This window comes from Synechococcus sp. A15-60, assembly GCF_014280095.1.
Lineage (GTDB): Bacteria > Cyanobacteriota > Cyanobacteriia > PCC-6307 > Cyanobiaceae > Synechococcus_C.
Window position 1 is genome coordinate 1,650,158 of the sequence record NZ_CP047933.1, and the last position, 22,343, is coordinate 1,672,500.

General features: G+C 53.9%; 27 protein-coding genes. 14 read left to right on the plus strand and 13 right to left on the minus strand.

Going from position 1 to position 22,343, the window contains the following annotated elements:
• Nucleotides 1–177: 177 nt before the first annotated feature.
• Nucleotides 178–1,557: an FAD-binding protein gene (locus SynA1560_RS09040; RefSeq protein WP_186500234.1), complete on the minus strand. Its 1,380-nt coding sequence runs from the start codon at nucleotides 1,555–1,557 to the stop codon at nucleotides 178–180.
• A gap of 408 nt (nucleotides 1,558–1,965) precedes the next feature.
• On the opposite strand from SynA1560_RS09040, the gene SynA1560_RS09045 reads away from it, so the two are divergent.
• Entirely contained in the window at nucleotides 1,966–3,381 is a 1,416-nt protein-coding gene (locus tag SynA1560_RS09045; protein ID WP_186500240.1) for an FAD-dependent oxidoreductase, read from the plus strand.
• A gap of 288 nt (nucleotides 3,382–3,669) precedes the next feature.
• Nucleotides 3,670–4,959, plus strand: coding sequence for an FAD-binding oxidoreductase (locus tag SynA1560_RS09050; RefSeq protein WP_186500242.1), 1,290 nt, complete (start codon nucleotides 3,670–3,672; stop codon nucleotides 4,957–4,959).
• 97 nt (nucleotides 4,960–5,056) lie between these two features.
• On the opposite strand, the gene SynA1560_RS09055 is transcribed toward SynA1560_RS09050, so the two are convergent.
• The gene (locus SynA1560_RS09055) at nucleotides 5,057–6,655 is read right to left on the minus strand and encodes a multicopper oxidase family protein (protein ID WP_186500244.1); all 1,599 of its coding nucleotides are present in this window, start codon (nucleotides 6,653–6,655) and stop codon (nucleotides 5,057–5,059) included.
• Nucleotides 6,656–6,684: 29 nt separating this feature from the next.
• Nucleotides 6,685–6,951 (minus strand): hypothetical protein, encoded by a 267-nt coding sequence (locus tag SynA1560_RS09060; RefSeq protein WP_186500246.1) that lies wholly within the window; start codon nucleotides 6,949–6,951, stop codon nucleotides 6,685–6,687.
• A gap of 273 nt (nucleotides 6,952–7,224) precedes the next feature.
• On the opposite strand from SynA1560_RS09060, the gene SynA1560_RS09065 reads away from it, so the two are divergent.
• Nucleotides 7,225–8,943: an alpha-keto acid decarboxylase family protein gene (locus SynA1560_RS09065; RefSeq protein ID WP_255476899.1), complete on the plus strand. Its 1,719-nt coding sequence runs from the start codon at nucleotides 7,225–7,227 to the stop codon at nucleotides 8,941–8,943.
• A gap of 340 nt (nucleotides 8,944–9,283) precedes the next feature.
• Here the strand turns inward: SynA1560_RS09065 and SynA1560_RS09070 are convergent, their stop codons facing one another.
• Nucleotides 9,284–11,440, minus strand: a complete 2,157-nt coding sequence (locus tag SynA1560_RS09070; protein WP_186500251.1) for a mechanosensitive ion channel family protein — start codon at nucleotides 11,438–11,440, stop codon at nucleotides 9,284–9,286.
• Between the two features lie 465 nt (nucleotides 11,441–11,905).
• Complete coding sequence (locus SynA1560_RS09075; protein WP_255476900.1) at nucleotides 11,906–12,148, minus strand: hypothetical protein; 243 nt, start codon at nucleotides 12,146–12,148, stop codon at nucleotides 11,906–11,908.
• A gap of 178 nt (nucleotides 12,149–12,326) precedes the next feature.
• Between SynA1560_RS09075 and SynA1560_RS09080 the strand changes: the two genes are divergently transcribed.
• From SynA1560_RS09080 to SynA1560_RS09105, 6 genes are all read left to right on the plus strand, one after another.
• Entirely contained in the window at nucleotides 12,327–13,112 is a 786-nt protein-coding gene (locus SynA1560_RS09080; protein WP_186500253.1) for a GTP-binding protein, read from the plus strand.
• A 6-nt stretch (nucleotides 13,113–13,118) separates the two neighbouring features.
• A complete protein-coding gene (locus SynA1560_RS09085) occupies nucleotides 13,119–13,937 on the plus strand; it encodes a metallophosphoesterase (RefSeq protein ID WP_186469003.1) in 819 nt (272 codons plus the stop codon).
• Nucleotides 13,937–14,647 (plus strand): phosphoesterase, encoded by a 711-nt coding sequence (locus tag SynA1560_RS09090; protein ID WP_186500254.1) that lies wholly within the window; start codon nucleotides 13,937–13,939, stop codon nucleotides 14,645–14,647. Before SynA1560_RS09085 ends, SynA1560_RS09090 begins: the two co-directional genes overlap by 1 nt.
• Nucleotides 14,648–14,720: 73 nt before the next feature.
• Nucleotides 14,721–14,975: a hypothetical protein gene (locus SynA1560_RS09095; RefSeq protein WP_186469005.1), complete on the plus strand. Its 255-nt coding sequence runs from the start codon at nucleotides 14,721–14,723 to the stop codon at nucleotides 14,973–14,975.
• Between the two features lie 95 nt (nucleotides 14,976–15,070).
• Nucleotides 15,071–15,202: a DUF3721 domain-containing protein gene (locus tag SynA1560_RS13825; RefSeq protein WP_255477140.1), complete on the plus strand. Its 132-nt coding sequence runs from the start codon at nucleotides 15,071–15,073 to the stop codon at nucleotides 15,200–15,202.
• Nucleotides 15,199–15,471 carry a hypothetical protein gene (locus SynA1560_RS09105; protein ID WP_186469007.1) on the plus strand — a complete coding sequence of 91 codons (273 nt, stop codon included), beginning with the start codon at nucleotides 15,199–15,201 and terminating at the stop codon, nucleotides 15,469–15,471. The genes SynA1560_RS13825 and SynA1560_RS09105 overlap by 4 nt, the downstream gene beginning before the upstream one ends.
• A gap of 21 nt (nucleotides 15,472–15,492) precedes the next feature.
• Here the strand turns inward: SynA1560_RS09105 and SynA1560_RS09110 are convergent, their stop codons facing one another.
• Nucleotides 15,493–16,026 carry a DUF411 domain-containing protein gene (locus SynA1560_RS09110; RefSeq protein WP_255476901.1) on the minus strand — a complete coding sequence of 178 codons (534 nt, stop codon included), beginning with the start codon at nucleotides 16,024–16,026 and terminating at the stop codon, nucleotides 15,493–15,495.
• A 151-nt stretch (nucleotides 16,027–16,177) separates the two neighbouring features.
• On the opposite strand from SynA1560_RS09110, the gene SynA1560_RS09115 reads away from it, so the two are divergent.
• Both SynA1560_RS09115 and SynA1560_RS09120 read left to right on the plus strand, forming a co-directional pair.
• Nucleotides 16,178–16,459: a DUF3764 family protein gene (locus tag SynA1560_RS09115; RefSeq protein ID WP_186469008.1), complete on the plus strand. Its 282-nt coding sequence runs from the start codon at nucleotides 16,178–16,180 to the stop codon at nucleotides 16,457–16,459.
• A 223-nt stretch (nucleotides 16,460–16,682) separates the two neighbouring features.
• Nucleotides 16,683–17,534, plus strand: coding sequence for a phosphatase PAP2 family protein (locus SynA1560_RS09120; protein WP_255476902.1), 852 nt, complete (start codon nucleotides 16,683–16,685; stop codon nucleotides 17,532–17,534).
• Here SynA1560_RS09120 and SynA1560_RS13830 read toward each other — a convergent pair.
• Nucleotides 17,425–17,736, minus strand: a complete 312-nt coding sequence (locus tag SynA1560_RS13830) for a metallothionein (RefSeq protein WP_186500256.1) — start codon at nucleotides 17,734–17,736, stop codon at nucleotides 17,425–17,427. The two genes, SynA1560_RS09120 and SynA1560_RS13830, sit on opposite strands and share 110 nt — an antisense overlap.
• A gap of 197 nt (nucleotides 17,737–17,933) precedes the next feature.
• On the opposite strand from SynA1560_RS13830, the gene SynA1560_RS09130 reads away from it, so the two are divergent.
• Complete coding sequence (locus SynA1560_RS09130; protein ID WP_186469011.1) at nucleotides 17,934–18,602, plus strand: hypothetical protein; 669 nt, start codon at nucleotides 17,934–17,936, stop codon at nucleotides 18,600–18,602.
• 22 nt (nucleotides 18,603–18,624) lie between these two features.
• Here the strand turns inward: SynA1560_RS09130 and SynA1560_RS09135 are convergent, their stop codons facing one another.
• Both SynA1560_RS09135 and SynA1560_RS09140 read right to left on the minus strand, forming a co-directional pair.
• Entirely contained in the window at nucleotides 18,625–18,864 is a 240-nt protein-coding gene (locus SynA1560_RS09135) for a hypothetical protein (RefSeq protein ID WP_186469012.1), read from the minus strand.
• A complete protein-coding gene (locus SynA1560_RS09140; RefSeq protein WP_186471134.1) occupies nucleotides 18,864–19,124 on the minus strand; it encodes a hypothetical protein in 261 nt (86 codons plus the stop codon). The genes SynA1560_RS09135 and SynA1560_RS09140 overlap by 1 nt, the downstream gene beginning before the upstream one ends.
• A 251-nt stretch (nucleotides 19,125–19,375) precedes the next feature.
• Here SynA1560_RS09140 and SynA1560_RS09145 point away from each other — a divergent pair, with 251 nt between their 5' ends.
• Nucleotides 19,376–19,777 carry an OsmC family protein gene (locus SynA1560_RS09145; protein ID WP_186500258.1) on the plus strand — a complete coding sequence of 134 codons (402 nt, stop codon included), beginning with the start codon at nucleotides 19,376–19,378 and terminating at the stop codon, nucleotides 19,775–19,777.
• 43 nt (nucleotides 19,778–19,820) lie between these two features.
• Here SynA1560_RS09145 and SynA1560_RS09150 read toward each other — a convergent pair whose 3' ends face one another.
• A complete protein-coding gene (locus SynA1560_RS09150; protein ID WP_186500259.1) occupies nucleotides 19,821–20,540 on the minus strand; it encodes a 16S rRNA (uracil(1498)-N(3))-methyltransferase in 720 nt (239 codons plus the stop codon).
• A 7-nt stretch (nucleotides 20,541–20,547) separates the two neighbouring features.
• Nucleotides 20,548–21,375, minus strand: coding sequence for a dehydrogenase (locus SynA1560_RS09155; RefSeq protein WP_186469015.1), 828 nt, complete (start codon nucleotides 21,373–21,375; stop codon nucleotides 20,548–20,550).
• Between the two features lie 121 nt (nucleotides 21,376–21,496).
• On the opposite strand from SynA1560_RS09155, the gene SynA1560_RS09160 reads away from it, so the two are divergent.
• Nucleotides 21,497–21,691, plus strand: coding sequence for a hypothetical protein (locus SynA1560_RS09160; protein ID WP_186471135.1), 195 nt, complete (start codon nucleotides 21,497–21,499; stop codon nucleotides 21,689–21,691).
• A gap of 209 nt (nucleotides 21,692–21,900) precedes the next feature.
• On the opposite strand, the gene SynA1560_RS09165 is transcribed toward SynA1560_RS09160, so the two are convergent.
• Together SynA1560_RS09165 and SynA1560_RS09170 are read right to left on the minus strand one after the other, a co-directional pair.
• Entirely contained in the window at nucleotides 21,901–22,074 is a 174-nt protein-coding gene (locus SynA1560_RS09165) for a hypothetical protein (protein WP_186500261.1), read from the minus strand.
• Nucleotides 22,059–22,316, minus strand: coding sequence for a hypothetical protein (locus SynA1560_RS09170; RefSeq protein ID WP_186469017.1), 258 nt, complete (start codon nucleotides 22,314–22,316; stop codon nucleotides 22,059–22,061). The genes SynA1560_RS09165 and SynA1560_RS09170 overlap by 16 nt, the downstream gene beginning before the upstream one ends.
• Nucleotides 22,317–22,343 lie beyond the last annotated feature (27 nt).

The following is a 22,343-nucleotide window of genomic DNA, read 5'->3' on the forward strand; positions in this document are numbered from 1 at the left end:
TCCGCTCAAGGTTGAAAAACGGCACTGGCACTCAATCACGCCCAGATGCACACACTTCCAGGGTCAACTCGGGGACAAGTCCCTCGGAACTGTTCCTGCAACAGGTAGCTAAGTGACAGCAGCGGCCAGAACCCCCAGCGCTGATCCGCAGGATTCACACCAACTGCACAAACAGGTTCATTCCCGACCGAACAACGTCGCGTAGTGGCGATACCAGTCGCTTTGAAAGCGGCATTCGGGGTCGTGCAACTGCTTCGCGTCGAGGAACTCTGAAAATCGCGGGTAGCACGTCTCGACCTGTTCTCTCGTCGCCCACGCGTGATAAGTGAGATAAAAGCGCCCTCCGTGCTCAATCACCCGATCAATGATCCGGCGAAAATCGGCCTGGGCCTTCTTGATGCCCTCCGGCGTATGCACAACATGCAAATTGCAAACGATGCAAACGCTTCTCCGCGTCGCCCACGGAAGAAAGCTCTCCTCGTCGGGCTCGATGAAACGGATGGTTCCATAGGTCATGTCAACGCCATGGCGAATGAAGTCTTGACGCACCTCGCTCAAAAACGGAAGCAGTGAGTCCCGGTCGACATAAACCTCCGTGATCATCTCGGTCCCCTGATCGGTGGAGACCACAGCGTCATAGCCTTCAAAAACGTTTGAAAGCTGGTGGGCATCCGACCAGTAGACCTGCCCCGACGTACCTAAATAAAACTGCTTATACGTTGCAAAGGCCTTTTGCTTGTTCGTGCGCGCGAGTCGGTAGAGATCGGCCCAGTCGGACGCCGCCATCTGGCGAATCTCAGCAGGAACAGGGGTGTCGTCGGGAACTGGTCGGTAACACGAGAAAACTCCGGGATGAAACTCCTCGCCACCATGCAAGTCGATCGAGTACTGACAGTCGCCAAACATGCAACCCTCCTCGATCGCCGCATCGATCCGAGGCATGAGATTCCTGACCGCGATGACCTCCACCATCCTCTTCAGCTTGGAGCGAGGCACCAGTCGAATCGTGACCCGGGTCACCACGCCGAAAAGTCCATAGCCGCCGATCGCGAGGGCAAAGAGCTCACGATTCTCGGTTCGACTGCACACCTTCAAGCGTCCATTGGCGTCGATGATCCGGAAGGATTCGATGTCCGAAACGAAAGGCGGGAATCGCAGTCCCCGACCATGAATGTTGGAGGAGAGCGAGCCTGCAATGGAGACCTGATCAATTCCGGTCTGCTTCTGGCGCACCGCCCAGATCGTTTCACTCCCGTCCTGATTGGCGTGGAGGTAACCGATCAATTCCGGCCACATGATTCCACCCTCAACGTCGATCAAACCGTTCCGACGATCGAATGCAACGATCCGATTCATTTCACGAAGATCGAGATGCACGGTTCCAGTCCCGAACTGCTGTCCTCCCATCGAATGCCTGCCACCGGCCATGGAGATCGAATCGCCCGCCTCGGCCGAGGTCAGGATCGCCTTCCGAACCTCCTCCTCTGATCGTGGCGAAAGAACCGACTTCACGTAAGTGGGATTCAGACGGGATTGAGCATCATTGACTTCAGGCATCAAACGAAGCTCCTGCGATTCTTCTCGTCGAGCCATCGGAATTGCAAATTCCCATGAGCGACCTCACCATTCCAGATCCGGAGCTAACCAGCACTCACCCAGCGTCATGCCATGGGGCACAAGCAACCGAGATAACCGAGGGATCACCACGGCACAACCACTGCAATCAGCCACAACTGAGTAGCCGCAGTAACCACAGACCCCAACAAGAAGACGGACAACATCGCCACAGAACGATCCAAACACTAAAGACAACCGGTTCAAAAATATTTGCCTCAAGAATGACGAACTTGAGGGAAAAAGCAAAGCACGTGAAAAATCGACGAAGACATTAATCAAGATGAAAAGATCTCAAAACGCAAGAGATCGAATAATGTCAAGGAGATCATCTTTGCAGGCCTTGGCACCATGGGGCTTCACAACAGCAGTCATGCGGCGTCTAACCACGAAGATGTGGATGTTGTGATCGTGGGCGCAGGCCTCTCCGGACTGATTGCTGCTCGAGAACTCCACAAAAAAGGACAACGCGTTCACATTCTTGAGGCGAGGGCAACAACAGGTGGACGCATGATCCGCCAAACCACCATAACCGGTGCCGTCATTGATCTTGGAGGCCAATGGGGAGGCGCCACCCATCACCGCTTTCAAGCCCTCGTCGATGAACTCAACATCAAGACCTTTCCCAGTTACTACGACGGCAAGGGCGTGCTGCTGTGGGATGGCAAGAGAGTCGAAGCCGACCTGGCCAAAGAACCCTCTAACAAGGTTCTGTTCTTTGAAGACGAACAGATTGGACAACCAGCGGACCAGATCACCAAGGCAAAGTCAGCGATGCAGGCGTTCCGTGCCATTGCAGCCTCCATTGATCCTGACCGCCCTTGGACTGCTCCCAATGCTGTGGAGTTGGACCGCACAACGATTCGCGCCTGGTGCGACAACAACAGTGAATCCCGCCTCAGCGATTTCGAACTGGAATGGCTCTCGGTCGTTGGTGGATCAGGCGGATTTGACCCCTGGGACGCATCGATCCTTCACCTGGCTTGGACGCAAGCGGTCGCCCCACAGGACGAAGGGCCGGAAGCATGGCTCCTGAATGGAGCCGCCGGCCAAGTGGCCGAACGGCTAACCAACGAATTGAGACCCTTCATTCATCTGAACTCACCCGTCCATGGAATTGATCAGAACGCGGTGGGCGTGACCGTGCATGTCGGCGATGATCAACAAATTCAGGCGAAAAGTGCCATCGTCGCGATCCCACCACCACTGCGGAACAAGATCACCTTCAAGCCAGACCTTCCTGCTGAGATGCGCGCTTTCCTCCAGCGCAGTCCCATGGGTTCGATGATCAAGGTGTTCGCGATCTATCCATCGGCCTTCTGGCGAGGCCAAAACCTCAATGGGTTCGCTGTCGGCAACCTGAAAACACTGAAACTCACCGCCGACAGCTCGCTTCCCAGCGGCACTCCCGGGATCCTTGCTGCCTTCGTCACCGCCAGTGAAGCTGTGGCATTCCAGCAGATGACAGCAGCCAAGCAACGCCAGGCGGTTCTGGACGATCTTGTGGCCTATTGGGGACCTGAAGCCGGGTTACCCGAAGAACTCATCATCCATAACTGGAACCAGGAGGCATGGTCCACCGGAGCCTTCACCAGCTTCGTATCACCCGGCGCCTGGACCACCTACGGCCAGCAATGGCAGCAATCCCACGGCCGGGTGCATTGGGCCGGGACGGAAGCCTCGAGTCGGTGGCCCGGTTATTTCGAAGGAGCGATTGAGGCTGGTATTCAAGCGGCCAACAAGGCCACGCTCCATGTCAACCCTTAGGAACTAAGGAAGCGTTGGAGGGAAATTCTGCTCATCAATGCAGAACCCTTGATCCAAACCCGTGAAACCCAGGCCGCAAGCATAAATTGCCAACAGATCAGGTTGATGAAATCTGCAGTCGCGAACCATCAAGAACAGGAATGGGGAAATAGACATTCCGAATACACAATTCTTACAACGGTTTGATCGTGAGCAACGTCGTCAAAACACAACAAAAAGGAAGTAAATCCAAATCTTTGTTCAACGAGCAATCGCACTGCTAAGACGTTTAGAAACAGACCCTAAACAATGAGCCACCGTTACGACGTCGTTGTTGTAGGAGCTGGAACCACCGGTGCTGCAGCCGCTTACCACTTAACCCAAGCCGGAGTCAGCAACATCCTGTGCCTTGACATGGGCACCCCTGGGTTGGGCCGCACAGAGGCCAGAAAAGTAGCCAATGGCACACCACTGACGCAGCCTGACGAAGAAACATTTGTTCCGCACTACAGCGGGACGAGGGTTTTCGAGGGAGGGCAGAATGGACCGAGGACAATCAAGATGATTGTCACGCTGCCGCCCTACGAAATGTTGGATGGTATTGCCGACTTGTTTGGTTGGGACGGTGTAAAGACCTACCTTGAACTTGCCCAGCACGGCTTAAAACTAGAACTGGATTTAGCAAGAAAATTTTTGCCAAATCCAGACCAACAAGTCAAACAAAATGGATCGTTAATGGTCTGCGAGGCAGATCGATCTGAACGACTCCGGCAGGAATTCAATTTTCTGCAGAGTCTGGGTTGTCCTTGTGAATGGTGGGACGAAGAACGCGTGATCGCGGCCCATGGGGCGTCCGCCGGCTATGTCGCAGGAATCTGGTTCCCGCAGGATGCACGCATTGACTCTGTATCCTTCGCAAAATCCCTATTGGATGCTGCATTAAAAACCGGTTCCCTCACATTGAGGGATCAATGCTCACCGGTTGTTGACATACAAAACGATGACTCGCGGTCGCATGCAGTTATCAAACTTGAAGATGGTGAATACTTGGAAGCAAAACAAGTGATCGTCGCCACTGGTGGAATGTTCTTTGACAAACAACTCGCAGGCATCCTCATACCTCGCTACAGCTATCTGGCGGCATTGCCTCACATCGATCCCGGACCATTAGGTGGGATGGATGCACCAGATTCTGCCAACTTTTTCACACTTGGCTTTACTCACGATTGGTGCGTAGAAAACAACTTTGTTCGCATTAGTGGCGAAGATCACTACAGCGGTCTCAAGAGCCCCCGCGCAAAACAACGGTGTGGGCGTCTGGCTCAATGGGGTTGGACCAAATACCCTTATCTGGAATTTGGCGCAGACTATCCAGCGACCTACGGCATTTACTCAGAAACCCCTGATTTCATGCCCCTGATTGGCAAAACAGATCCCGAGAGCTGCGTTTGCTACATGGTCGGATGCAATGCCTGGGGGCAAGCTTCGCTCTCTGCAGCTGCTGCCCTTGCAGCTCCACTCTTGGGTTATCGAGACATGTCCGAAGCAGAGCAGCGCACCGCCGATCTCTTCTCAATCCGTCGTTTCTCAGCCCGTTAATGGCCAAGGCCTCTGGCGGCTCTGACACTGCGTTCGACAACTCCACTGCACGGCATCGCAGTTTCGCCGTGTTGAGCGGAGCGTTGATGGGCAGTCATCAGAAAAGCAGCTGTTCATGGCTGAAACCCGTTGGATCCCACCAACGCAAATCAGCCGAGCGATACGCAACCACATTGAACATGCCGCGCACATGGTGATAGGCGATATGGCAGTGAAAGGCCCAAACTCCTGGGTTATTGGCGTCAAAGGCAATGCGACATGAACCACCTTTTGGCACCATCACAGTGTCACGCAGAGCACCGGACAAAGGCTCACCATTCAACTCAAGAATCTGAAATTCATGGCCATGCAGATGCATCGGATGGCCCATCGGCGTGGGATTGGTAATCACCATCTCCACCCGTTGACCTCGTTCAACCCAGTACGGATCTCGGTAGGGATAAAAACGATCGTTCAACCCCCAGGTGTACTTGGGGGCAGGGCCAGTTAATGCAATAGAAATCGTGTTATCCGCAGACCGTAATGCAAGAGGCTTTTGTGCGCGAAGTTTCTTGTCCTGCGTGAAATCAAGAGCACCGGTCCACTGATCCGTTTGCGGCGCCAGATCAGGCAGGCCCAGCGATGGATTGCTGCGCAGCACCACACCACAGCGCAGATTGCTGCGTTCTCCCAAAGCCAGGAGAGGAAACACCCCTGGGGTCTCGGGCATGGTCACCCGCAGTGTCAACCGCTGGGCTAGAGCGAGTTGAAAAACCGAGCCGTTGATTGGCTCCACTGGGTTGGCATCAGTCCGGAGGAGCTCACCCTCGAGTTCGCCCAAGTCGAGGAAATAGTTCATGAAGGCGCCACCTGCAATCCAGCGGATGGCAACGGTTTCGCCAGGTTGAACGTCAATGATTTCAGGATCGTCGAGGCTGCGCTCATTGGCCAGAAGCGCGTCGTAAATCACATCGGGGGCCATCATCAGGACCCCTTGCTCTCGTGTCCAACAGAAGCGTTGACGCTTCTCATCCCACTGCTGCATCAACAGTGGTCGGGAGTCTTTCCAGTTGAAGGTGGCCAGGCTTTTGGCCATGGCTGTAGCGCCACCGCGCTCACCATCAACAACGTTTTGGAGAACTTGGTTGGCGGGAGTGAAGCTGAAGTCTCTGAGCATCACCGTGATCGCTCGATCAGCCCATTGCTCCTGCTCTTCGTCAAGGATGACAAACGGCTCAGCCACGTAGCTCTGGGTTTGGAGGCCGTAGTGCGAGTGCATCCAGAAGGTGCCGTTTTGCACCAGCGGGTAGTGGATGCGTTGGCGTTTCCCTGGAGGAATCGGTGGTTGCGTGACGAAGGGCACTCCATCCATGGCATTGGGAAGAATCAATCCATGCCAGTGCACTGTTGTCGGAACAGATAATCGGTTGATCAGTTCGAGATTGATCCCTTGCTCTTGTGACGTGGTGTACCCCCGCTGGCCGTTCCTCTGGCGAATGCAACCACGCACAACTGACCGCCCCAGAACCGTCAATGGTGCGGATGTGACTTCAAGAACAACGGTCTCGGCATTGCGCGGCCGCTGAAACGTTGGCTGACTGATGAACCGTTCCCAGGCGGACTGAGCCTTCGCACGCGTTGTCTGGAAAAGCTCCAGACTGGCAGTGCCAAACACACTGGCCAGAACACCCAATTGCAAAAACGAGCGACGAAGCATTCATCCAACGGCGGTTTCTTATTTCATAATCATGATTGTTGCTGGATCCACTTTGGCATCGAACTCTTTTTATCATTGACCCAACCAAGCAATGCTTTACCGACACAATCAAAACAGCTTGATTCAAAACAAGATGCGATCAGAAAATGATCTTTATTTCGATCAATAGTCTTAGAAATTAGAGGCCAAGGATCATTACCACCCAAAAGCAGCAATTCACTGGAAACACTGAACACCCAACCGCTGCAGTTGATTGTCGGCTCGTCGAACCACCTCCTTCCGGTGCTGAATGGCACGTGTGGCCAAACCGGAGGCTCCCGTCAGTAAGGTGGACCCTCTAATCCCAGCAGCTTCTTCCACAAGGCATCGACTTGAAAAGCACCAGAACAAGTGGCTTCTGGCCGTCACGGCAGACCAACGCTGATCGATGCTCTCGTCGTCCGGCACGCGGTTGGAGACAGGACACACCCTGAGGGTGGGAAACACGTCCGCCGTGTCAAAACCAGTGCGTCGTGACTGCATCGAGCTGGCCGATGGCTCGATCAGGCGGCCAGCCTCAGAATCAACACATGGTTGTTCAAAAAGGCCACATGAAGCCTTCGGTGGTGGCTTATGCCCTGGATCGTCTCGCTGACCTCGGCATCGGTCACGTGTTTGGAGTGCCCGGTGACTACTCCTTTCCCATCAACGATGCCGTGGAAGTGCACTCCCGGTTGAGCTGGGTGCCATCTGCGAATGAGCTGAACGCGGCTTACGCAGCGGATGGTTACGCCCGGCGCCGGGGAGCGGCCATGGTCTGCACCACCTATGGAGTGGGTGAACTCAGTGCACTGAATGGCCTGATGGGTGCCATGGCAGAGCGACTACCCGTGTTTCATCTAGTCGGAACACCAAGCCTGAGGATTGTGCGCCAAGGACTGATCTGCCATCACACCCTCGGCGATCGTGTTTATGACCGCTTCGAAGCCATTTCTGCCTCCGCCAGTTGCGTCAGTGCAAGGCTCACCCCCGACAATGTTGTCGTCGAATTGGAGCGCGTGATCGACAAGGCTCTGGAGGAATCCAGGCCGGCTTATCTCACCTTTCCAATGGATCTCGCCCTGATGCCAATCACGGGGACGCCAATTCAAGGCTCTCCTCTTGGGGCGATTCATCAACACGCCAGTGTGGAAGCAGAACTCGAAGCAGTCCTCGATCTCCTCGAAAAGCGAATCGCTTCAGCATCAAAGCCAGTGGTGCTGCCAACCATCACCTTAAAGCGCTTCGGACTGGTGAAGGCCTTCGAACACTTTCTCAATGCGTCGGGGTTGGCCTATGCAACAACGCCCATGGACAAGGGACTGCTCAACGAGGATCACCCTGCATTCTTAGGGATGTACAACGGTGGTCGGTCAACACCCGCAGCCTTGCGCAGCGTGGTGGAAGACGCCGATTTGGTGATCGACTTCGGCGGCTTGGTTCTGGAGGATCTGAACACAGGGCTCTGGAGTGGATCACTCGATCCCAAGACAATCATTGCCTTGCATGCCGACTGGGTCCAAGCCGGTGATCAAGTGTTCACAAGCGTCAGCATCAGTGATGTGCTGGCGGGAATCACCAAGCGCTTGGAGACTTCATCAACACAACACTCTTTGTGGGGTGACCATCGCCCCGTCCAGCCTGAGCCGATCCTGCCCCTTGAGGGGGAGCAGCATCACCCCTCCGATTCAGCGAGCTTTTACCCCCGCTTGCAGCGATTTCTTCGGTCCAACGACATCTTGGTGTCCGATACAGGCACGTGCCTCCTGAAACTAAATGCCCTGCGACTACCAGCAAACGTCGTGATGGAAAGTCAAACCCTCTGGTCGTCAATTGGATGGGGAACACCAGCAGCTTTGGGATGCGCTCTAGCAGAACCAAAGCGACGCGTCGTGCTGGTCACCGGTGATGGAGCGCACCAACTCACGGTGCAGGAGATCGGCGTCATGGGTTTCACGCACATCAACCCCGTGGTGATTGTGCTCAACAACGGTCTCTATGGGGTGGAGGCTTTGATCAGTGAGACCGGGCATGCCTACAACACGTTGCCACCTTGGCGTTATGCAGACATTCCTGCAGCACTGGGATGCCAAGGATGGTGGTGCGGTAGGGCTGCAACCGTCGCTGAACTGGAGCAATCATTGGCCGCCATCAATGAATTGCAAGGAGCTGCCTACCTCGAAGTGCTGATTCCTGCCGAAGAAAGTCAACCCCTGGCTGACGAGGTGATCGAAATCATGCATCAAACCACCACACCCGATGGGGCATGACCGTCAGCAACAGTCACACGGGTCTTCACTTGCCTTTCAAAATTGATCGAAAACGGTGAAGCGTGAAAGGACTGGCTTGATTGGCCTTCCACACATCGATCCAAAAAAATATTGATTGCATTGATTGCATTTTTACGGGTGAAAGAGAAACAACATCAGAACCCCATGGCTAAAAAAACAATTCAAACAACAGCTGACATCGGCCAAATGAAACCCTAGACTCCAGACGAAGTCTTAAAAATCTCAATCAAGCAGACAATTCAATAAAATTCCTAAAGCCAAGAAAGAAATTGCAAGACAACCTTTTAAACGTGTTTTTGGAGAAATAAATTGAAGACTATTATTTTTGAATTTCAACCGAAGTCGGGAAAGGAATTTCAATCTGACGGTCCTCGAAAGCTTGAAGAATTCCCTCCTTCATTCTGGAAATCGAGTCAAAGAATGATCCAGCATCCTCGTGCGTCGAATCAACCATAAAAGAAAAATCAAGACTGTAGTCAGACAATGTTGATAATCTGCATGCACCCAATTTTAATTGTGAATCTGATTCAACAACATCGCGAATGATGCTGGGTATTTCCCTTCGCTTATCACTTGGAGTGTCATAAGCAATACTCACAGAATGTTTGAAATTATTGACAACAGCAATAATCGTTTTGATCTGAGCGATTAAATCTTGCTGGAGCTGGAGATAATCCTTCCAATTATCAGATGAAGCCTTGGCAAAGACAGTCAGTGCTGCACCACTGCTCCCCGCTTCACTGAAACTTACGACTGGCGAATCAAGACGACTACTGTTTTGGATCAAATCTTGAGTGCGCTCTACAATGGCATTGAGCTGACCAACTCCCAAACCACTGGGGAGATCCATCTTCAATTCAATGCCCTGACTAATCGAGTGCTCAGATAGTCCAGAATTCTGCTTCCGATCTGAAAAGTTTTTGATAATTTCATCTTCAACTTTGTTGTTCGGAATCGTGATTCGTCCAGACAATGTAATCATGTCAATCGATCGCAATCCGATCCTGGAAACAAAACCCATTTCATTACCAATTTTGCAAAACTCACCAACTCGAACAGGACGGTCAGACTGAATGGCAATTCCTGCAAATAAATTACCAAGTAGACGCGATCCGCCCAAACCTACCGCCAATCCTGGTACAGCCGAGAACGCGATGACTGCATTAGGTGGCATGCCCAGTCTTAGCATTAGCTGATAAAGCAAAATCACAGCACCAATGGCTCCAAAAAATCGCGAAAAGGGAAGGATTAGATTACGCAAACGACGCTTTTCCAATTCTGATTGACTCCCTCTGAAGCGCATCACCCAAACTGCGCTCGAACCAGCCATTGCCTCAAAAAACAACACAATGGCAACGCCAAACGAAATGTATGTAACCACATCAAAAAATGAGTTGGAATTTTGTAATGCTTCTCCAGTAAAATTGATTCGATTTGCCACGATGGTTTTTGCAATCATCGATAGCGGACCAATTGGAAGGGCAAGATAAAAGCGTCTCCAAGAAAGTTCAATTTGACGGTTGGCAAATCGATTCAAAAGATTGCCAGAGCTATCAACATTCAACCTGTAAGTGTTCAAAAGCTTGAAAAGACAAGCCATGACAAGCGGAAAATAAATTGACGCAAGCAGAATCGCCATCAAATATTGAAGAAGACTTTGCTCTCCGAAGGGGATTTGCAAGAAGAGCTTTATATCTTCGGGCAAGCTCACATACCACTTTGGAGGAACAAGATATCCCGGAGAGTAGGAGAAATCTTGGTAAATCTTTGGCGATGCAAGGGGATTTTCGGAAATAATTTCATCAGCAGTCGTATCGCCGTATGTTTGCCTGACAAATGCATACATTCTATTAATATTTTCGAGCGTTTCTTGTGAGAAGAAATAATCTTGGTTTCCATTATCGTTCTGGACTGAACGCGTCAATGTGATTGCAGTCCCAGGGATGGTCCAATCCGTTTGGTTCTTAATATTAGGGATATCAATTGGTTCTCTTGAGTGAGTAAATGCATAGTCAAGAATTTCTTTCAGCTTCAATACGGATTCTTCCAGTGTGTCCTTTCGAATACTCTCAGGGATGGATGAATCATCCATTGTTCTCTTCGCAACTCTGAAGAGCACTTCAGCTTCTTTGATCTCCTCACGAACACTCTCACTCCAGAGCATCCCTGGACTTTCATCTGCTTTTTGACCGACGTCTCGAATAATTTCACCAACCCGCGCCATTACGGCATAAAAACGCAAAAGTGTCTGCTGAGGAGTAAACCCTGTGACCTTACCGAGATAGGACTGATCCCAGTTTGAGTCATAGATTTCAAGCTGGTCATAAAACGGTTGTTCCTCAAGTGGAATGATGGTTTTTTCTTCTCCTAAACCGAGCGCAATCAACGTCTCGGCAGAGTGGGCATAGGAGAATGATGTCAAACCAATCAAAAGACCCAGAGCAATACCCCAAAAAAAGCGCAGAGATTTTTTCATGGTACGACTTTTTCTCGTATGCCAAATATAGGCGAAAAGACCAAAAGTGACCAGTTCTACAAACGTCTACGCATCCTTGTCAACAAGCATTAAACGTTGAAACCAATTGAGATCAAACCAGGAATTGGATGCAAATCTTTGCGCACCGCACAACATCTGAACCGAAATCAGTGCATGAAAAAGTCGCATGATTCATTAACATACTGCTTAAGTTGTTACGACGTTGGTTCAGGTTTGCCTCAAGGGCTCTCGCTTGGCCAAGGGAAAGTTATCCGCGGCAGACCCAATCGAGCCCGCAATTCATAATGACATCAATCGGCATAAAAATTGTTCCAAAAGTGACTCCAAGCAGTCACTGAATCGATTTAAAAGAATTGGTTTCACGCACCTTTTGTGGCAAAACTGAAATCCAGCTCAACAACAGTGCCATCAGTCAACACAAGCCGCTAAAAATAAGATTAAAACTTAGTCCTGATCAAGATCCTCATCAGAAACATAAAAGGGTTCACTGGTGCCAGGCTCATCATTGCCCAGCACTAATGCTTTGAGTGAGTCATCACTTTCAAAAATAAACAGGCTTTCCTCATCGGGATGAATTCCCTTCATCTCCGGATGATCGTTAACGAGCCGATCCAAACGGCGGCGTTCTTTCCACCACCCGGACGCTTTTTCCGAGAGGTGAATCAAAAGAGCGAGATTCACCAGCACCAGAGCAAAAAACTCCATTGCCTGCATCAGAGGGCACCCGACGTACGACGACCATAGCGAGGGTCGCAGCCCCAGCCTGTGCCCAATGCTGCCAGAGTCCATTACGGCAGGAGTGGACGGCCAGGCATCCAGCAGGCCATTATGAGAATGATTCTCGCTCCCAGGTCAAGGTTGTTCTATGGGTCAGGTGTGCCTGGTCTCAGGGCCTCCCGGATGCGGCAAAACCACATGGGTGCTGGAAACCTTGAGACAGCATCAGGGGTCATGCGCTTTCCTGCGTCTGGAAGGAGATCGTTCTGAGGGGCTGGAACAAGGTGTCGATGGCGGGATCGATCCGGCTTGGCTCAAGGATCAGATCCCTGAACTGATTTCGCTCCAGCCCTCAGAATCAGGTGAAGAGCTTCATCGTGAAGCCCAACTCACCTTGATTGAGGTTCAACAGTTTCGCGTTCCAGAAACGCTGGGCCTTGATGGCTACGGGGCCAGCGTCCGTGAGCGACTCGATGCACTCCGCCTGAAACCGGATCAGACCTTGCACTTTGGCCGAGATTCGGTGTTGCCGACTCACGACACTCTGGAGTTCAACAAACTTGAGGCCTGGCACATCAACCTCCAGCGCAGCGTTTGGGATCCCAACAGCCTCAGCAGTTTCTGGTTTGAACTCGTCAATGGAGCCTACGGCGATGTGTATCGCGCCAAAGGCTTGATGAATCTCCCAGATGGTCGCGCGTTTTTGTGCAACTGGATGGTCAGTCAAAAGGAGTCACAGTTTCTGCCCTTAGACGGCATCGCTCCAGACTCCGAACGGCCGGATCGACCCTCTGCCTTGGTCGTCCAAGGCAAAGCGCTTGAACCACGCGGAATCCAAGCCACGATTGACGACTGTTTGCTGAGCGACGACGTGATGGCTCTGCAGCAACGCCACCGCCAAGAACAAATTCCCGCATCCTCAACCCAAAGCTGATTCACCATGAACCATGCAGTGATCTCCTGTTTACACGCCAACCTGGCGGCCGTTGAGGCGGTGCTCGAGGACATTGATTCTCAAGGAATTGACACCATTACCTGCCTGGGCGATCTGGTGGGCTATGGGCCACAACCCAACGAAGTGGTGGAGCTTGTGAGAGAGCGGGGGATTGCCTCCTGCCAAGGCTGCTGGGACGAAGACATCATCGATGGTTTAAATGCCTGCGAATGCAGCTATCCCTCCCAGTTGGCCGAACGCCGCGGCCACCGTGCGCATCATTGGACAGCCGCAACCCTGACGGAATCCAACAGGGCTTTTCTGGCTGAACTACCCATGACGCTGCGCAGAGGGTCATCGCTGTTTGTTCATGGCAGTCCCAACAGCCAGCACGAATACCTACTGCCTGACATGAATGCTTTCGCCGCACTGGAACGTGTCGAAACAGCCGGGGCAGAAACCCTGTTTTGCGGGCATACCCATCAGCCCTACGTGAGAGAGCTCAGTGGCGGCAGCATCCGCGTGAGGGTTCAACAAGGCAATCAGATCCAACCGGCCATGGAACAAGAGCTCTCGTTGCCGATGCGCCGCATCGTCAACGCAGGATCCGTCGGTGAACCACGCCATGGCAGCACCAAAGCCACCTATGTCGTTCACAACGACGCCACAGGAGAGGTAGACATCCGTGAAGTGGCGTACGACGTCGACAAAACTTGCCGCGCGATTGTGGAAGCAGGACTTCCCGAGGTTTTTGCCTGGAGGCTCAGCCACGGCTTCGAGTACGCCGAACGAGCCGACGATGCCAGCCACGTGTGTGAGCGCTAATGGAACGCTGGGCACTGGTGAGTGGTTTGAACGGAGACCTTGATCTCTATGAGCGAATCCAACGTGATCTCAAACGTCAGCGTGACGTTGCCAGCTTGTTTGTGTTGGGTGACCTGGTGGGAGCTTGCACCTCTTGCAATGCCCTACTGGATCGGTTGAGGCGACCCAAGCCAGGTGATCTCACACCGGACTGCATTTATGGCTGGAGAGACGACCAGTTGTTGGCTGAATGCGGGTACCGCGGTGAGCGCAAGGCCGATGCTCTGAGACAAAACGAGGGGGAGGCATCACTCGCCAACTTGTTGGCAGCCGTGGATCCCGACCATCTCGGTTGGCTGGCATCGCTGCAATTCGGATTCATCGAACTCGACTGTGCGCTCATCCACGGCAGCTCAGCCGATGTTGCTGATCGCCTAACGGAGACCACTTCCCCGCTGATCCTGATGGATCGGCTTACACGCCTCGACGTCAACCGTCTGTTTACGGCCCGCAGCGGTCACCAATTCCGGCTGGAACTGACCGGCGGCGAGATTCGCTCCAAAGTGACCGATCACAGCGGTGAGCACCAGGCCGCACAGGCCGTGCCGAAGCGCAGCGTGATCGGCATCGGTGAAGGCGATCACTACACCCTCTACGACCCAGCCACGGATCACCTGACGTTCCTCGATCTCAGCAAGAGTCGCGGTCAACGCAAACGAGGGTTTGGTTAAGCCAAACTCGAAGAACAGCCAACGGCTCAAGCGTCACTCCAAGGAGCCATGCTGAGTTTTCATCCCCTGCCCTATGGACACCAGGACGCAGCCATCGACAGCGCGAGTCAACACACAGACCAGTGTGTATTCGCTGCTGGCTGCTCTTAGCTGCTTCAGTCTGATCTCAATTGCCATCCTGCTGATTCCCCAGGCGGTGAAAACCCACCGTTACAACCGGTGTGTGAACGTCCAAATCGACATGCGGGCGGCCATCAATCCCCAGGGTCAGCGCAGCCCAGGCAAAATGAATTATCTGAAAGCCGTCGAACACTGCGAAGGCTTGTAGATCACGGAGTCGAGATCATGGCTTTCTGCACACTGGTCGTCTCGCTAATCGTCCTGCTTTTAAGCAGCTCTCCAGGCCAGACCCATGGCAGAGGCATGTATGCCACGCAAGTCGAAGCTCAACAGAGAGCTGATCAGCTGGGGTGCAGCACCACGCATCAAAACAACAACCGCTGGATGCCCTGTGCCAATGAACAGGAGCTGCACCAGCAGCTACGGAAGCAATGAAACCAAGAGCAGCCTCTCAACGACAAGCACGACGGCTGCATCGCTGGCTTGTTCCGATCGCAGCCTTACCGCTCTTGATCACCGCTAGCACGGGATCCCTCTACAGCCTGTTGTTGGAGCAGGGGGTTGACGCTTTCTGGTTACTGAAGCTGCACACGGGCCGGTTCGGTTGGATCAATCTCCAACCGGTGTATCCCATCCTGCTTGGAGCCCTCACCATCGTGGTGACTGCGTCAGGCCTCGCCATGTTGTTAAAGCCGCAGCGTTGACGTTGCATTGCGGCTTCGATCTCAGTAGCGATCAAACACCGACAGGTTGCCGTCAAGGGCGATGGCCATGACGTCAAAACGCTCGGTCTCCACTCCCTGCATCTCCATCCCTGGAGAGCCCATGGGCATGCCTGGAACCGAGAGCCCTCGAATCTCAGGACGCTCAGTCAACAACCGTTGAATCGAAGCGACGGGCACGTGTCCCTCAATGACGTAGCCCTCAACCAGAGCCGTATGACAGGACGCCACATCAGGAGCGATGCCTTGCTGCTCTTTGACACCATCCATGGCTTCCGTCACCTGGTCATCGATGCGGAACCCAGCTGCTGCAAGGTGCTCACCCCACTGGGTGCAGCAACCGCAGCTGGCTGAGCGATACACCGTGATTTCTGGACCGTCGGCATGCATCGTGTTGGGCATGGATACCGGTCCACCGCTGGTGCCATGCGCCATAACGGGCGGGGTGGACCAAAGACACGTGGACAGCAACAACGCTCCAACCCTGCCAACAGCTTGAGGAAACGACAAAGAGGTCAAGGAACGGTGCGCAGTCATGGACGCAGAAAACAGGGCCAATGGGCTTCACCATTGAAGCGAATTGATCCAATCAACAGACCACACTCAGCATGGTGGCCATCCCTCTACAGCGCCAACACACCATTCATTGACAGGGTGTGGTCCAATTTCCCTGGTATCGCTTCATGTCATGACGGAAACGACGGTTTTGGACTTCAAGCTCAGCACAACGTTTGAGAGCTATCGCACCCACATGCATGCGCCAGAGCAGCAAGCCATGTTCAAGGCGATGGGGGTCTCGATCTTCTACATCGGCGTCAGCCATGACGACCCAACCCGAGCAACCGTGATGTTTCAAGGCCCGGAAAACGTGCTCTACGACATCTTCATGGCGCCTGACACCAAACCTGTCGTCGAAGCATCAGGCCATGTGTATGACGGCACCGTCATCACCCGCTGGCTGGCTGAGTAGGAAACACAAACGGGCGGCAACGCCTGATCCAACGATTGAGTCATGGTTGGTCATGGGTGGGCGCTTGGCTAAGCCAGAGATTGGGCTTTAAATACAGCCACGACACGGACGGCGCCCCTGGGAAGAGGGGCGTTTTTTTTTTGCGAGATCTCTGCTGATTCACTGGGATGAGTCGGCAATGCAGCAAGGCATTGCTACTGAGAACACAGTGAAGTACCAGAGCATGGCTTTACCCCGCATTGTCAGCAGCATCCTTGCCATTGCCGCAACCATCACCCTCTGGGAAGGTGCCGCTGCAGCAGAGTCAGCACAATATTGCGAAGCCAACGTTGGTTCTCCCGACAATCCCAAGGAGTGGAAACACGGGCTGCTGGAGGGATATCTGCCTTCGAGCTCACTGCCGAATTCGCTTGAACTGCTGCCAGCTCCACCTCAATCCGGCTCCGCTGCCAACGCGCTGGATGTCGTAGAGGCTGAAGCCACGTTTCCGTTGCGAGGCACGCCGCGCTGGGACTTAGCTGCACGCGATGCCGACCTGCATTTCCCCGCTGCGGCTTCCATTTATTCCTGCGCTTTGGGCCTTCCCATCTCCAAAGAGGAAACACCGCGTCTTTACACCTTGCTCCACCGCATGCTCACCGATGCGGGTCTAGCCACTTATCAAGCGAAAAATCACTACCAACGAGCTCGACCGTTCACGATCAACAACCAGCCCATTTGCACCCCTGAGGATGAACAGGGCCTCAGAAATGACGGGTCTTATCCATCAGGCCACACCGCAGCCGGCTGGGCTTGGGCTTTGGTGCTCAGTGAAATAACACCCGAACGTCGTGATCAATTGTTGGCACGCGGACTCGAATACGGCAGAAGTCGCAGCATCTGCAACGTGCATTGGTTCAGTGACATACAAGCCGGCCAGACCATTGGTTCGGCTGCCGTGGCACAACTCCATACCGATCCTATTTTCAGAGCCGATGTCCGCGCGGCAGCTTTAGAAGTGAAGACGTTGCGAGACCAAGGCAAGACGCCCGATGGCACCTATTGCTCCCTTGAGATCGAAGCGTTGAAGCAATAAAAGGGCATTGATAAAGAGGAACTGAAGCTTCAATCTGAGCACTTGCATCCACATGAACCAGTGCCATGACAAGGCTCCTATTGGGATGCCCCGTTGCACAGGCATCCGAGCAGAAGTGTTGACCATCGCGCACAACAGCCGTCGACGGCTCGACTTCACAAACGCACTTCGAACAAGCACAACGCAAGGCGGTGGACATCATTCATTATCCCAATGGAAATCAATTATCACCCTCTTGTCGCCCTTGCAAAGACACAACAAAGAATCAAACCAAGCACCGAGATTCATTCTTTATTAATCCAAAGCTTGGAAACCCTCAAAAAATGGCACAGCCAAAACTCGCCACGAGAATGATTCTCATTCCTTTGTGAAACTCATCACCTGATCTACATTGGCCGAATGAAAGGATTTGGCCGCAAGATTGAGATTGCCTGGCACTACACAACGGCCACTCGATTACTTTCTTTGATCAAAACACGCGCACTCCAACCGTTTTGCATCGGCCTGGATCCGCGAACACAACCGGTGGTCTGGTTCACCAGAGCAGAGTTCTATGAACCGATGGCCTATCCCAGCTGGGCTGATGCCAATGGCATCCGTCGAACCATGGCCTCTGAGAAAGAAATTGCCGACCGATCCAACGGCCTTTTGCGCGTGGGCGTCGCCACCGATGATGCCTGCATGAAACCGCTGCGTCAGTGGCAAGAGCAACGTGACCCCGGGGCGAAAACCGCCATGGATGCAATGTTGACTGCCGCTCGAGACCTGGGATCAGATCCTGACCAAAACTGGCTGGTGAGTTTCAAACCAGTCAGCCAGAAACGCTGGCTTCACCTTCAAATTGCTTTTCCTGAAGATGTGGATGAGCAAGGTGTCAAAACTTGGAGCGAGTGGGACCTTAGGGCGCCTTACACCAAAGAACTGCTGAAACTGGATGCAGAACAGCGCGCTTCCAACGCCTGTGATGAAGGTGAATCCTGCCTTTGCTGCGAACCGAACCAGGCTTGGCAGAACAGCAACCCATGGATGCAAAACCTGGACGACATGATCAACGGAAGAGCGGAGTGAGCCTTCCGTGATCAGGCAACGATCATTGAGAGCGTTCACGCAGCACCGACGCATGAAAGTTCCAAACGTCTTGGTCTTCATGCCAGAGCTCCCAGGCCATCTCCGTTCCATCCCGCAAAACCAAACGTCCTCCAAAGCCCGCAGGAGAAGGTTGGTAGAGGTCGACCATGTCCGAAACAGGATCGCCATCGCGCGTCAGCAGCGATGCCACACGCTTACCGAGACGCCCGGATAAGTCCTGCCGAAGCTCATCAATGCCCATCAAGCAGGCGCAGAGAAATCGAGCACCAAATCGCCTAGCTCATCCCGACGAATCACGTACCCAAAACCGTCCAAGGATCCGCGCCAAACCCCAGAACCACCATCCGCCTCAGTGCAAACACTGTCTTGGACACGATGGTCGAACAGCACGCCAAAGCAATGGGCTGCCACGTTCGCGGACTGCGCTTCATCCATCTCATCCAGCTCATGGGCTTCAACGGAACAACCCTCCAACAACTCGGCGTCAATCACATTGCCCATCCCCACATCAGCAACAAGGGCTTGGAGTCCAGCGAGGCTTTCGGCGTCCAATTCAACAGACAACAAAGTGCCTGAATCCTAGTGGGAGTCAAGGATATCCAGCCAAAGCCACGGTCGTTTTGGCTGCCGAAACACCCCGAAGAGCCTTGATCAGAACTCACCTTCAAACCGTTGATCGGTCATTCGGTCATTCGATTCGTGAAGCGTGACGAGCATCCAGGAGAAAGAATGAGGCCAGCAGCAAACTGTCGATGGCCACCGTGTCCTGCCGCTACACCGGCAACCTTCACTGCGAAGCCATTCACACGGCATCGGGAGCTCAGCTGAGCACTGACGCCCCGGTCGACAACCAAGGACTTGGCGAGCAGTTTTCTCCAACCGATCTGTTGGCCACCGCACTGGCCACATGCATCCTCACGATCATGGGCATCACAGCGAAAAGCAGGGGATGGTCGATGGAGGGAAGCCGGGCCGAGGTTGAGAAACGCATGACCCAGGACGGTCCGCGCCGCGTTGAAAGCCTGACGGTGCATCTGACGCTTCCCTCCGAACTCAACAGCGAACAACGCCTGTTACTGCAGCGGGTAGCCGCCCAATGCCCGGTCAAACGCAGCTTGGATCCACAGATTGAAATCAATCTGAACTGGAACTAACGGCAAACCTCGCAGAGGCAGCTGTTCATCAAGCAGCTGTTCATCAGGCAGCCACTAACCCTTGCGCCAGAGCCGATGGAACCGCTGTATCCACACTGAGAATCCGTTCTCCGAGATGCGCGCGTTGGGCACCCATGGCGCAAGCCAGGTCGATCTCGAACGGGACAAAACCTCCCTCTGGTCCGATCATCACAAGGGCTGCTCCTGGCGGTGTTTGGCTCAACGCCAGAGACGCACCATGATCAGCGAGCCAACAGGGTCGACCAGCACAAATCAAGGGCAACTGATCCTCAACAAAAGGGCGAAAGCGTTGGTAACAATGCACCTCTGGCCGAATCGTGTCACGCGATCGCTCCAGTCCTGCCATCAGTGCGTCTTCGAGCTTGTGGTCTGCAAGCAAGGGACTCTGCCAATAACTCTTATCGACGCGGGCACTGTTGATCAGATGCAAATGCCCCACGCCGAACTCCGCAACGGTGCGCAGGATGCGTCGCAGCATTTTGGGACGGGGCAAGGCCAACACCACATCAAAGCGATGCCGCAAGGGAGGTGGATCAGAGAGCTGCACCGAAAGCACAACACCTGACGCATTGATGGCTTGAACCTGAGCACAGCCTTGGTTCCCCCCCACCAAGCCAACACGCAAAGCATCCCCAACCTGGGCGCGAAGCACGCCTCGGATATGGTCCGCACGCCGATCACTCAGACACACCAACTGATCACCGGTCCAGGCATCATCGGCGCGGAGCAAGATGAGATTCATACCGATGTCAACGACAAGCTGCATTGATGGAAGCTGAAGCGGTGCAGTTGGCCTTCAGCGATGCTCCTTGCTCAAGCCCCTGACGCAAAGCAAACACAACCCGTTTGGCAATGCGATTGAGCGTGGCATCTCTTTGGTTTGGATCACGCAGTGTCTGCTCCAGGGAACCCTCAAGCAGGCCGATTTCCAGCATGGAGACACCGCGACGAGGAGCCCCGAGCATGCCTCGATAGTCGTAGGGGTAGGCACCGAACTCTTTGGCTAAGGCTTCATCCATCACTGAAAAACCAAAGGCAACTGCAGGGATCACCCCCGGTCCAATGCCGTAGGGCGCATAAGCGTCGTAGTGGATCTCAAGTGCATATCCACCTTTCGATGCATGGTCGTATCCCACCGACCAGTTGGTGCGGGGATCCTCTGCATTGCGAATCGTGCGAACACCCGGGTCGTAAAAGGTGATCTCCAGTCCCTGGCGGGTGCCCTCTGCCACCACAGCTTTTGCCGTCAGCAGGTTCCAATACAACTCATCGGTGATGCCTCTTTGCATCGGGGCTGCACCACCGACACCAACAGCCTGACCTGGAGTTCCGGAGCCATGCATGCGCTGAGAATCCGCATGTCCGGCAAGCACAAGAATCGGGACACCTTGCTTCGGCATCCGATCGCCGCTCCAGTTTTTGCCTCGGCCGGGAATGCGTGGCACCGGTGGCAGCTGAGGAACCAACCGCTGTTCGCTGGCGGGTTTCATGCTGTCGAGCAACTCCAAGAGACCAGCCGCTGAGACAGGCATGGCCACGAGCACGACGAGCCCAAACAACAGGCCAATGCGTTGCATGAGAATCGAGATGCGTGATCCATCGTGCCTGGAAGCAACCCGTCCGTCACCCTGGTCGCACGCCACAGCTAAGCCAAGGCCAACCCTTGCTAAGCAGAAAGAAACGACAACCCAACACGCCATGGCCGAGACCATCAGCTTGCTCACCGCTTGGCGCTGGCCCGCTGCCGTGATCCTCTCAACTCTGGTGGCCAGCAGAGCCGTGATTGCGGTGGCACGTTGTGGAATCCGCGTTGAAATTTTCACGCGTCAACCAATCCTGGTTGGCACCGGACGCGCTCCTCTAAGAGCTGAAGTCGGGAAAGTGCGGATTTAGCTCTCGTCTAACGCACGGACGGACCTTTCAGGTGAGCTCAAGGGCAGGCCGCCACACCCTCAGCAACAGCCGACCAGGATCAGCCCCGACCGCACTTGCACTGTCCGCCTTTCCACTTCGAGCACTTGGACTTTTTGCACCCTTTCTTCTTTTGGGGCTCGGATACCGGCACGTCTCGCCTTACTGCGAATGCGTCTCATTCTACAGCGCTAATCCCAGAGAAACGACAAGCCAACACGGAATTCGAGCACCAACGAAACATTTGATACCAGGCAAAGTCTGCCCTGTCGCAGCCACTCGGCCGCCCCTGCGATCAGGCCAACAGACACCAGACCGACACCGCCATCGGCGAACAGCATCCCGCCGATCAGCTGAGCGAACAACGCATCGGGCCCCAGGCACGACGAGCCACTTCAGCCAGGAATGCCACAGACATCGGATCCAAGCTCGTGTGTTGTTGGATCCCTGCGACAGATCGCTGCAGCTCTCCGACCCTCACGGCTAGGGCACGCTGCTCAGCCCTAAGACGGTCAACAAGACAGTGGCTCAGGGCATGGCCGCACTGATGCTCAATCTGAAGATGGCGACGGCGACACTGATCAAGGTCACGGCAAAGCGAAACCATCAAATTTGCACCGCCTGATCGATCAAT